9 protein-coding genes are annotated in these 9,333 nt (G+C 39.0%); all 9 read right to left on the reverse strand.

Annotated features, from left to right (window positions below):
* Nucleotides 1-236 precede the first annotated feature (236 nt).
* Entirely contained in the window at nucleotides 237-1,061 is an 825-nt protein-coding gene (locus tag MHB79_RS18915; RefSeq protein ID WP_251190535.1) for an orthopoxovirus pf05708 family protein, read from the reverse strand.
* Nucleotides 1,062-1,179: 118 nt separating this feature from the next.
* On the reverse strand, nucleotides 1,180-2,055 hold the full coding sequence (gene noc / locus MHB79_RS18920; protein WP_003214896.1) for a nucleoid occlusion protein: 876 nt from the start codon (nucleotides 2,053-2,055) through the stop codon (nucleotides 1,180-1,182).
* A 105-nt stretch (nucleotides 2,056-2,160) separates the two neighbouring features.
* The gene (rsmG, locus tag MHB79_RS18925; RefSeq protein WP_003215161.1) at nucleotides 2,161-2,880 is read right to left on the reverse strand and encodes a 16S rRNA (guanine(527)-N(7))-methyltransferase RsmG; all 720 of its coding nucleotides are present in this window, start codon (nucleotides 2,878-2,880) and stop codon (nucleotides 2,161-2,163) included.
* 13 nt (nucleotides 2,881-2,893) lie between these two features.
* Nucleotides 2,894-4,780, reverse strand: coding sequence for a tRNA uridine-5-carboxymethylaminomethyl(34) synthesis enzyme MnmG (gene mnmG / locus MHB79_RS18930; RefSeq protein WP_003215396.1), 1,887 nt, complete (start codon nucleotides 4,778-4,780; stop codon nucleotides 2,894-2,896).
* 17 nt (nucleotides 4,781-4,797) lie between these two features.
* Nucleotides 4,798-6,177, reverse strand: coding sequence for a tRNA uridine-5-carboxymethylaminomethyl(34) synthesis GTPase MnmE (mnmE, locus tag MHB79_RS18935; RefSeq protein WP_050944676.1), 1,380 nt, complete (start codon nucleotides 6,175-6,177; stop codon nucleotides 4,798-4,800).
* Between the two features lie 402 nt (nucleotides 6,178-6,579).
* Complete coding sequence (gene jag, locus MHB79_RS18940; RefSeq protein ID WP_003215074.1) at nucleotides 6,580-7,203, reverse strand: RNA-binding cell elongation regulator Jag/EloR; 624 nt, start codon at nucleotides 7,201-7,203, stop codon at nucleotides 6,580-6,582.
* Entirely contained in the window at nucleotides 7,200-7,982 is a 783-nt protein-coding gene (gene spoIIIJ / locus MHB79_RS18945) for a YidC family membrane integrase SpoIIIJ (RefSeq protein ID WP_095117972.1), read from the reverse strand. The genes jag and spoIIIJ overlap by 4 nt, the downstream gene beginning before the upstream one ends.
* A gap of 158 nt (nucleotides 7,983-8,140) precedes the next feature.
* Complete coding sequence (gene rnpA, locus MHB79_RS18950) at nucleotides 8,141-8,500, reverse strand: ribonuclease P protein component (RefSeq protein WP_003214983.1); 360 nt, start codon at nucleotides 8,498-8,500, stop codon at nucleotides 8,141-8,143.
* 78 nt (nucleotides 8,501-8,578) lie between these two features.
* Nucleotides 8,579-8,713: a 50S ribosomal protein L34 gene (gene rpmH, locus MHB79_RS18955; RefSeq protein WP_008360908.1), complete on the reverse strand. Its 135-nt coding sequence runs from the start codon at nucleotides 8,711-8,713 to the stop codon at nucleotides 8,579-8,581.
* Nucleotides 8,714-9,333 lie beyond the last annotated feature (620 nt).

Genomic DNA, 9,333 nt, shown 5'->3' on the forward strand with positions numbered 1-9,333 from the left:
GATGTCACCCACTTTCAACTTAACAAGTTTCTCATTCATTCATACTTCCTATTCTATCAAAAAAAGTATGAAACGTTTGCTTTTTTTGTTTCTCCATTATATATTCGTCAGCAAATGTCTATTTTCGTACATGAAAAGACGAACTTAAACGCAGTAAAAAATATATCAATATATCTTTTTGAAGAAAAAGATATGCATAAAAAACCCTCACTTCCATCAAAAGTGAGGGGCACATGTCAAAAATGTAATCCACCAATTGTACGGCCTTCGTTCACAATAATCTTAGGGGTCACCGTTTTATAGTTTCTCTTTTTTAAGAATCCATAGGGGGTCTTAATGGTAAATGTCGCATGTCCTACAGCATCGCCTGTTTTGGCATAGGCCTGCCACACAATCTTTGAACAATAAGTCGGGTCCAGTGATTGAATAGACATGGTGATGGAGTATCGAGCCTTTGGATGAGCTTTCACATAATCGCGCGCCCATTCCCCAGCTAGGTCTGCTGTTTTCTCTTGATTAATACGAATGACCTTTGTATTGGCATTATAGCGAAACCAGTTAAGAATGGAATCAAGCTGAGGATGCTGTCGAAACCCTGGAATAGAAGCAAAGCTCTTCTCATTAATGACGATACCTGCATGTCCAACGATGCCCTTCAAAGCATCAGTGTTTGTCACCAATATATCCCCTTTTTTAGGCAAAATATCGGTACCAGGATACGGCTTTCCTAAAAGGCGCTTGATGGTGTGCGGCTTTTCATCCGTCACAAACTCATCCTGCTTGTTTTGTTGTAAGCCATAAGCCTTCAAATGATCGCCAGCTGAAATCAGGTCAATTGTGTCGTCCTGAGACTCATGCTCATGATTTAATTGATCTAAAGTGATCTCCTTCGAAACAACACCTTGTTTCTTCAGGACGTTCAGTTCTTTTTTGGTCAGCGGACTTTCTTCTGCAGGAACCGTTGGCGAATTCACAGCAAATGTGGTTGTTTCATTTGTAAAAAGAGAAAAAGAAAATAGTAAATAACAAATAATAACAAAATTCGTCTTTTTCATTTTCATCGAGTCATGTCACCTCCTTTCCTCTATGAAAATCATATTTTACCAATTTGTGAATAATAAGTAAATATAAAGTAGAACCAATAAAAAAAGCTGACGAGTGGCTCTCATCAGCTTTTTTCTATTTAGGAATCCGAATTGTTAATTGGATATATTCCTCAAATTCTTCTTCCTCGGTATTTATTTTAAGCCCGCTGTCTTCTACCATATGGAGAGACTGACGAATGGTATTCATCGCAATTCGTGTATCACGACTAAACGCCTTACGTTTTGGCTTCGGTTTGCGATCTGTTTTTTGTTCAAGCATTTTCACTACACGCTCTTCAGTCTGTTTTACATTCAGCTGCTTTTCGATGATTTCCTGCAATAGCGCGATTTGTAATTCTGGAAGCTTTAGGGGTACAAGTGAACGTGCATGCCTTTCAGAGATTTTTTTCTCTAGGATGGCCTGTTGTACCTCTTCAGGCAACTTTAAAAGTCTTAATTTGTTTGCAACAGTTGATTGTCCCTTACCTAGACGCTGAGCAAGCGCTTCCTGTGTTAAATCATGAAGCTCTAAAAGACGTGCATAGGCATGAGCCTCTTCAATAGCAGACAGCTCTTCTCTTTGCAAATTTTCAATCAATGCCACAGATGCCGTTTCCGTATCAGTAAAATCTTTTATAATAGCGGGGATTTTCTCCCAGTGAAGAGTCTGTACCGCTCTCCAACGTCTTTCGCCGGCGATCAGTTCATATTTTCCTTCTTCTTCTGTCGGTCTGACAACAATAGGTTGGATAATGCCATGGGTATGAATCGTCGTGGCCAGCTCATGTATCTTTTCTTCTGAAAAAATGGTGCGTGGCTGAAAACGGTTTGGCATAATTGTGTCGACCGGGAGCTCCTGTATCTCTTCCTTTAATGTATCATGCTCAGCAATCTCTGCCTCTATTTCGGTTTCACGCTCAGGATGTTCTTTGTCACCAAGCCCGAAGAAGCGTGAGAGTGAATGCTTCATGAACCTACACCACCTTTAAAAACTACCTTTTTATAATTCTATTTTCTCATGTTTTTTCCTTCTGTAAAATCTTAAATATTGAAGAAAAACCGACCTTTTACATGATCAACCTTCTATTGGTGATTTATTAGGTGTTCCTGGTTTTCTAGGATATTTTTTTGGTGTTTGCTTTTTCTTTTCAATGACAATGATGTTCCGTTCGCTTTCTTCTAAAGGAAGGACAAAGGAATGCTTTTCAACAACCTCTCCTCCGAGGACAGTAACGGCTTTCTTCCCTGCTTGCATTTCTTCATCAGCAGCAGATGCTTTTAATGCCACAAACAATCCTTCCTTTTTTACAAGGGGCAGACATAGTTCGCTCAAGACGGATAAACGCGCAACCGCTCTAGCAGTGACAAGATCATAGCTTTCACGCTTTTCCTTACGTTGTCCAAACGTCTCCGCACGATCATGATAAAAAGTAGTATCTTGTAAGTTTAACCCTTTTGCTAACTCATTGAGAAACGTAATTCGTTTCTGAAGAGAATCAACAATGGTCACATGTAGATGAGGGAAGCAAATTTTAAGAGGAATGCTTGGGAAACCAGCACCAGCTCCTATATCGCAAATCGTCGTTACTTTGTGAAAATCAATGAAAAATGATGCGGAAATTGAATCATAAAAATGCTTTAAATACACTTCTTCCTTTTCAGTAATGGACGTCAAATTCATTTTCTCGTTCCATTCTACAAGCATGCGGAAGTAAGTTTCAAATTGTTCAAGCTGCACAGGAGAAAGAGTCATCCCTTTCTCCTCTAGTGCTGCTGTAAATTGTTCAATGTTCATGCCGACATCCTTTCTATTCTGCTATCTTCGCAATACGTCCCTGCTCTAAATATACTAAAAGGATAGAAATATCAGCAGGGTTAACGCCTGAAATACGAGAAGCCTGTGCAACAGAAAGCGGTCGGACTTCTTTCAGCTTTTGTTTCGCTTCAGTTGCAATCCCTTTGATGGCATCATAATCAATACGATCAGGAATCTTTTTGTTCTCCATCTTTTTCAGCTTTTCAACTTGTTGGAGTGACTTTTCAATATAACCTTCGTATTTAATTTGAATCTCTACCTGCTCACACACATCAGAAGGAAGCTGTGTTTCAGCAGGAGCTAACGTCACAACAGATTCATAGTTCATTTCTGGACGCTTCATCAAATCACTTGCACGAATACCGTCCTTCAGCTCACTTCCACCAAGTGAACGAATAAATTCTTGTGTCTCTGCTGTGGGTTTAATGATGACAGAATATAAACGTTTTTTCTCTGCTTCAATGGCTTCTTTTTTCTGCTGGTATGCCTGGAATCTTTCTTGAGAAATTAATCCAATATGATAGCCAAGTTCAGTTAATCTTAAATCCGCATTGTCATGACGAAGAAGCAAACGATACTCTGCACGGGATGTCAAAAGACGGTAAGGTTCATTTGTTCCCTTTGTGACAAGGTCATCAATGAGAACACCGATATATGCATCAGATCGGCTTAAAATGACTTCTTCTTTACCCAATGCTTTTCTTCCTGCATTAATACCAGCCATAATCCCTTGACCTGCTGCTTCCTCATAGCCTGACGTACCATTAATTTGGCCGGCTGTATATAATCCAGAAATTTTCTTCGTCTCAAGTGTAGGCCACAACTGAGTAGGCACAATTGCATCATACTCAATGGCATAACCCGCTCTCATCATTTGTACATTTTCGAGCCCTGGGATGGTGGAAAGCATGCGCTGCTGTACATCCTCTGGAAGACTTGTAGATAATCCTTGAACATACACTTCCTGCGTATTACGACCTTCTGGCTCTAAGAAAATTTGATGTCTTGGTTTGTCATTGAAACGAACCACTTTATCTTCAATGGAAGGGCAGTATCTAGGACCAGTTCCTTTAATCATACCTGAATACATTGGAGAACGGTGAAGATTCTCATCAATAATTTGATGTGTTTCTAAACTCGTATAAGTTAACCAGCATGGCAGTTGATCAGTAATATATTCAACCGTTTCATAGGAAAACGCCCGCGGAACGTCATCACCTGGTTGAATTTCTGTTTTACTATAGTCAATCGAGTGACTATTCACTCGAGGAGGTGTTCCTGTTTTAAAGCGAACCAAATCGAATCCTAACTCTGCTAGGTGATCCGATAATTTGATGGATGGCTGCTGGTTATTTGGACCACTTGAATACGATAGATCCCCTAAAATAATGCGGCCTTTTAAGAAAGTCCCAGTCGTTAATACAACAGACTTCGCACGATAGTTTGCTCCTGTTTGGGTAACGACACCTTTACATTCATCATCTTCTACAATTAAATGATCCACCATCCCTTGAAGCATTGTCAGGTTCGGTTCATTTTCCATTGTTTTTTTCATTTCATGCTGATATTGGAACTTATCTGCTTGCGCTCTTAACGCACGGACAGCAGGTCCTTTCCCCGTATTCAGCATACGCATTTGGATATGCGTCTTATCTATATTTCGTGCCATTTCTCCGCCCAGTGCATCAATTTCTCTAACGACAATCCCTTTTGCAGGACCGCCTACGGACGGATTACATGGCATAAAAGCAACCATATCGAGGTTGATAGTCAATACAAGTGTTTTGGCGCCCTGTCTTGCAGAAGCAAGAGCAGCCTCAACCCCAGCATGACCGGCACCCACGACGATGACGTCATAATTGCCAGCTTCATAACCCATTTCTTATGTTCCTCCCTTTACTTTCCTAAACAGAATTGAGAGAATAACTGATCAATCAAGCTTTCATGAACAGCATCTCCTATAATTTCACCGAGCTGTTCCCAGCAGCGTGTTAAATCTATTTGAACAATGTCGATCGGTACGTCCATTGCAATTCCTTCAAGAGCATCCTCAATTGACTGTTTTGCTGCCTGAAGTAAGGCAATATGCCTTGTATTACTTACATACGTTAAATCTCCACTTTCAATTGATCCAGTGAAGAACAGTGATTGAATCGCCATTTCTAGCTCATCAATGCCCTTTTCTTGTAATAATGATGTAGTGACCACCGGACGATCCTTCGCTAACTGCTTGACCTTTTCTACATCAAGCTTAGGCTCAAGGTCTGTCTTATTCACAATTACGATGATATCCATACCTGAGACAGCCTCAAAAAGCTTAATATCTTCTTCTGATAATTCTTCGCTATAATTGAGCACAAGTAAAATCAGGTCAGCTTCTTTTAAGACCTGTCTAGATCGTTCAACCCCTATACGCTCAACAATGTCCTCAGTCTCACGTATACCCGCAGTATCGACTAGACGGAGGGGTACACCTCTTACATTCACATATTCCTCAATGACATCTCTCGTAGTTCCAGGAATATCTGTGACAATCGCCTTTGTTTCCTGTACAAGACTATTCAGCAAGGAAGACTTACCAACATTCGGCCTTCCTATAATTACAGTGGATAAGCCCTCTCGAAGGATTTTCCCCTGCTGAGAGGTCGAGAGCAGCGACTCAATTTCTTTTTTGACCGATGTCGCTTTTTCCACTAAAACGCGATGTGTCATTTCTTCAACATCGTCATACTCTGGGTAGTCAATATTGACTTCAATATGCGCCAGTGTTTCTAGGATCTCGCCGCGCAGTCGCTGAACCAAACCGGAGAGTCGTCCCTCCATTTGAGTGATTGCTACATTCATCGCACGATCCGTCTTTGCCCGAATCAAATCCATGACAGCCTCTGCTTGCGATAGATCTATTCTTCCATTTAAGAAAGCACGCTTTGTGAACTCACCTGGCTCCGCTAATCTTGCTCCTTCTCTTAAAGCAAGCTGCAATACTTTATTGACCGTTACAATTCCGCCATGGCAGTTAATCTCAATAACGTCTTCTCTCGTAAATGTTTTTGGCGCTCGAAGTACTGACACCATGACCTCTTCTATTACTTGATCAGTCTTTGAATCCACGATATGACCATAATGAATGGTATGAGAATCCACTGATACAAGTTTTTTCTCCTTAGACCCTTTATACATCCGATCAGCGATCTGTACCGCTTCAGGCCCACTTAAACGAATAATCGCAATTGCTCCTTCACCCATCGGTGTCGAAATGGCTGCAATTGTATCCATCGCTCAATCACCTCTTTCTCTACTTAATAGACAGTCTTTTATCTATTAAATGGACGTTGTCCATCTCTATATCAAAAACGCTTAATCCAAAATTTAAAGATACCATAAATGAAAGCGAAGTGAAAGTATCCTCCATCTAATTATCCACAGCTTGGCATCCTATCTATTTTAACACTTAACTTATCCACATGTGAATAACGACGTTCTCAACTCATCTTCACATCTTACACCGAAACCCAATAAATTTAAACGCCCCGATGCCTTTGTTTACTTGTGAAAATAGCATTTTCCACTCAAATTACACCCTAACTTTTTAGAAATAAAGGATGAATCTTCTATAGAAACACAATTTTTCAATAAAAAAAGACTAAAATCCAGCTTTGCTGAATTCTAGCCTTTCTGTTATTTTTTATACAGCACCACAACATGACGCTTGCTGCCTGTATCTTCCGATGCCGTTGCTAGTTCTTTAGAAAAAGCAGCGATCGTATCATGAATTACTTTTCGTTCGTTCGAAGGCATTGGTTCTAAATGAACCTTTCTCTTCGTTTTTAAAACTTTGTTTGCTGTCTTGACGGCATATTGTTCAAGTGCTTCTTGTCGCTTCTTCCTATAATCTCCAATATCAATGGTAATATGATGATACTGATCAGAATAGCGATTAAACACTAACTGTACCAAGGTTTCTAAAGAGTACAAAGTTTGACCTCTTTTTCCAATCATTAATGACGTTTTATCTCCATCAATGTGGAAAGAAATCTTTTTCGGTTCCTGTTTGGAAACAATCTTCGCTTTAGGATCAATTGATTTAACAATATTATCTAAATACTGTGTAGCTAATTTAAGAGCATTTCTCTTTTCTATCAATTTGACTACAGCTTGTCTTTTGCCAAATAATCCTAAGAACCCTTTATTTCCTTCATCAACTATTGTGATATCTACTTCTTCTTTTAGAAGCTGCATTTGTTTAAGTCCGGAATCTACTGCTTCTTCGATTGTGCGACCGACAGCAGTTATTTCCTTCATTTTTTATTCCCGCCAGCTTTTTCTTTTGTATCTAATTTTACTTGAGGAGTTTTAATCACTAATGTTTGGATGATCATGAAAATGTTACCTACAACCCAGTACAATGAAAGTGCTGCTGGGAAACTAATAGCAAATACAATGATCATAATCGGCATAACCCACAGCATGATCGCCATTTGAGGGTTGTCCGAAGGATTTCCAGCCATCATCAGTTTTTGCTGAATGAAAGTAGCTACCCCCGCAATGATCGGTAATAGGAACAATGGATCTGGACTGCCTAAGTCAAACCATAAGAATGTATGCTTTTTAATTTCTGCTGTTCTCATAATCGCATGATAAAAACCGATTAGGATTGGCATCTGAATTAAAATTGGGAAACAGCCAGCCAATGGATTGACGCCATTCTTTTGGAAAAGGGCCATTGTTTCCTGCTGAAGCTGCTGCTGAGTTTTTTGATCTTTAGAGCTATATTTTTCACGAAGTTTTTTCAATTCAGGCTGCAATGCTTGCATTGCTTTTGTACTTCTTAACTGCTTAATCATTAATGGTAAAATGAGCAAACGGATTAACAGTGTCACAATAATGATCGCAACCCCGTAGTTTTCACCAGTCAAATTTGCCATGTACGTGATTAATTGAGATAGCGGGTAAACAATATATGAGTTCCAGAATCCCTTACTATCTGATGTGATTGGTTCATTAATCTGTGTACATCCTGCCAATAGAACCAATGCGCCAATCAAGCTAAATATTAGTAATAATCGCCTTTTCAACAAGATTCCTCCCATTACTTCAAACTTTATTTAAGTTGGAATTGATTACGAAAGTGACTCACCTAATCAGTATGGTAACATTTTTTCATTACAAAGTGGTGGTTTCATTTTAATTCACTAGATGAAGGAAGCGCTTTTAAAAATTGATTCAACGAAAGTTTCTATTACGAAGACTTTTTCGGTTGTTGTTGATAAACAGCGGATTTTCTAAATAAATGTTGGAGAGACTTCTTTGTTTCTTCAAAGGTCAATTCACTTGCTGGTTTTCTTGCAATGACAATGTAGTCTTTTTCTTGCTTTAACTTATGACCTTCCTCTAAAAACACCTGGCGGATCAGTCGTTTAATACGATTTCTCATCACTGCATTACCAATCTTCTTACTGACAGACAATCCTAAACGCAGTTCATCTTGATTTGGTTGATCCAGCTGGTAAATAACGAATTGGCGGTTCGCCATTGATTGACCTTTTTTGAACACCTTTTGAAACTCTTCATTTTTTTTTAGCCTGTTTCGCTTCTTCATGTTTTCTTCCACTCCGATAAAAACTGACAGTTCAATTACGATTTTATGTAAAAAAGACCACTGACATTATTCAGTGGCCTAAGCTGATAATTTTTTTCTACCTTTGCTGCGGCGTCGCTTTAAAACTAGACGTCCGTTTTTAGAACTCATACGGCTGCGGAAGCCATGAACTTTACTACGCTTACGGTTATTTGGTTGAAACGTTCTTTTCATTTATGACACCTCCCTGAGGAATAGCTGTTTAAGACAGTCTAACTCATTATATTTGTGTAACCCATCGATTGTCAATATCAATGATAAAACTCTTATTATCAACCTTATAAGCATAACATAATTTATCAAACGAAGAAACCTTCTTTTTCAGTTTCCAACATTTTATTCTTTTTTTCCTCCTAAAAAGCCTCCAAAACAAGGGTGTGGATATTTTTCCGGCATATTTAGACTATCCACATCCATTATCGACATTTTTTTCACACAAATAACCGATGTGGATAATTATTTTTCAACAGGATGTAAAGTGTGTGGATAAGTTTGTGACACCCATTGCACCATCTCGTTTATTTTGATATTATATTTGTGTTTTAACTCTTAATTACTTATCTGACCTATTTGCGTTATCCACAATCTGTGGATAAGCTGTGGAAAGATATTACACAGGTTGTTGAATTGTTTATCCACAGGCTGTGTAATTTGTCGAAAAGACGTTTTTCTACTATATTATTTGTTTTCAACAATGTATGTGCACGAATGGTGATGACCATTTGCTCTTTTTCGTGTTCTATAACAGTTTGATACTGGTCATTTTAAAAAGAAAAGGAGGGGGGAGAAGCCTT

It is taken from the genome of Bacillus sp. FSL M7-0558 (genome assembly GCF_038003245.1).
GTDB lineage: Bacteria > Bacillota > Bacilli > Bacillales > Bacillaceae > Bacillus > Bacillus pumilus.

Excerpts from the sequence above, each read along its gene's own strand:
- MHB79_RS18915 (WP_251190535.1), bottom strand. The coding sequence starts at position 1,061 with ATGAAAATGAAAAAGACGAATTTTGTTATTATTTGTTATTTACTATTT.
- noc (WP_003214896.1), bottom strand. The coding sequence starts at position 2,055 with ATGAAGCATTCACTCTCACGCTTCTTCGGGCTTGGTGACAAAGAACAT.
- rsmG (WP_003215161.1), bottom strand. The coding sequence starts at position 2,880 with ATGAACATTGAACAATTTACAGCAGCACTAGAGGAGAAAGGGATGACT.
- mnmG (WP_003215396.1), bottom strand. The coding sequence starts at position 4,780 with ATGGGTTATGAAGCTGGCAATTATGACGTCATCGTCGTGGGTGCCGGT.
- mnmE (WP_050944676.1), bottom strand. The coding sequence starts at position 6,177 with ATGGATACAATTGCAGCCATTTCGACACCGATGGGTGAAGGAGCAATT.
- jag (WP_003215074.1), bottom strand. The coding sequence starts at position 7,203 with ATGAAGGAAATAACTGCTGTCGGTCGCACAATCGAAGAAGCAGTAGAT.
- rnpA (WP_003214983.1), bottom strand. The coding sequence starts at position 8,500 with ATGAAGAAGCGAAACAGGCTAAAAAAAAATGAAGAGTTTCAAAAGGTG.
- rpmH (WP_008360908.1), bottom strand. The coding sequence starts at position 8,713 with ATGAAAAGAACGTTTCAACCAAATAACCGTAAGCGTAGTAAAGTTCAT.